At 68.7% G+C, this 1,341-nt stretch carries 2 protein-coding genes; one reads left to right on the forward strand and one right to left on the reverse strand.

The window, feature by feature from the left end; translation table 11 throughout:
- A partial coding sequence (locus G3N99_RS40490) for an LLM class flavin-dependent oxidoreductase (protein WP_206125226.1) occupies positions 1 to 764 on the reverse strand: 764 nt, incomplete at its 3' end.
- 306 nt (positions 765 to 1,070) lie between these two features.
- Here G3N99_RS40490 and G3N99_RS40495 point away from each other — a divergent pair.
- The coding region (locus tag G3N99_RS40495; RefSeq protein WP_206125227.1) for an acyl-CoA dehydrogenase family protein at positions 1,071 to 1,341 on the forward strand (271 nt) is incomplete at its 3' end.

Raw genomic sequence — 1,341 nt, forward strand, 5'->3', positions numbered from 1 at the left:
TCGTCGCGCAGCCGGCGCGTTTCGTCGAGGATGCGATGCGCGCGCGCCCAGGCTTCGTCCTCGGTCGCGGCGAGGATCGGGCGGAACGACACCGAGAAGCGCACCTGCCGGCCGTGCCGCGCGGCTTCGGCGCGCACGCGCGTCGTCAGGTCGCGCACCTGGTCGAGCGATTCGCCCCACAGCGCGTAGACGTCCGCGTGCTTGCCGGCCACCGCGAGCGCCGCTTCCGATGCGCCGCCGAAATAGATCGGCACATGCGGCTGCTGGAACGGCTTCACTTCCGAAAAGCCCTGCTTGAACCGGTAGTGCGCGCCGTCGTGATCGAACGGCTGCGCGTCGGTCCAGATTCGCCGCAGGATGCCGAGGTATTCGTCGGTGCGCGCATAGCGCGCGTCGTGGTCGAGGAAGTCGCCGTCGCGTTGCTGTTCGCTGTCCGAGCCGCCGGAGATGAAGTGCACGGCGAGCCGGCCGCGGCTGAACTGGTCGAGTGTCGCGATCTGCCGCGCGGCGAGCGTCGGCGCGGTGAAGCCCGGGCGATGCGCGAGCATGAAGTGAATGCGCTCGGTCGCGGCCGCCGCGAACGCGATCGTCAGCGTCGCCGACGGGCCGGTCGAGTGGTGCGGCACGAGGATCCGGTCGAAGCCGGCCGTCTCGTGGGCGCGTGCAAAGTCACGCACGTAATCGGGATCGACGACAGGGCCGGACGGCGGGTGGATTTCCGACTGCTTCTGGCTCTGGATCATGCCGATGAATTCGACGCTCATCTGGGTCTCCGGTGCAGGGACGACCCGGCGCGTGGCCGGGCAGGAATGGAGCGCAGGTTAACGCCGCGATCATGCGAAACGGAAATAATCAATCCCGATTTGAATATCAGATTTGCATGGTTTGGGTGGGGGTGCGCTGCGCATACGCTGTGGGCTCACGAACGATCGGGCGCGCGGGCGCCGGCGAATCCGGCGCCGTGCGTTCCGGATCGCCGATTTCACGAGAAACCGCGCCGCGCGGCGATCGATTGCCGCGATTGCTGCCTGTCGGTATCGCTTTCCGTATTACCCAGGGAATCCGTCTCGATGTCCGCCAGCCTTGCCGCTTCCTCGCCGTTGCCGCAGCCGCGTTCGCTGCGCCTCCTGTCCACCGAAGATGTCGACGACGCCCGCATCGCCGCGCTGCTCGACCGCCTCGCGCCGGAGCTGGCTGCCGATGCAGCCCGCAACGACGTCGACGGCCGTTTTCCGCACGAGAACTTCGCGCGGCTGCAGCGCGCGGGGCTGATCGCGCAGGTCGTGCCGCGCGAGCATGGCGGCGCCGGTGCGACGCTCGCGCAGGCGAGCCGGATCGTGG

Source organism: Burkholderia sp. Ac-20392, assembly GCF_017104585.1.
GTDB lineage: Bacteria > Pseudomonadota > Gammaproteobacteria > Burkholderiales > Burkholderiaceae > Burkholderia > Burkholderia lata.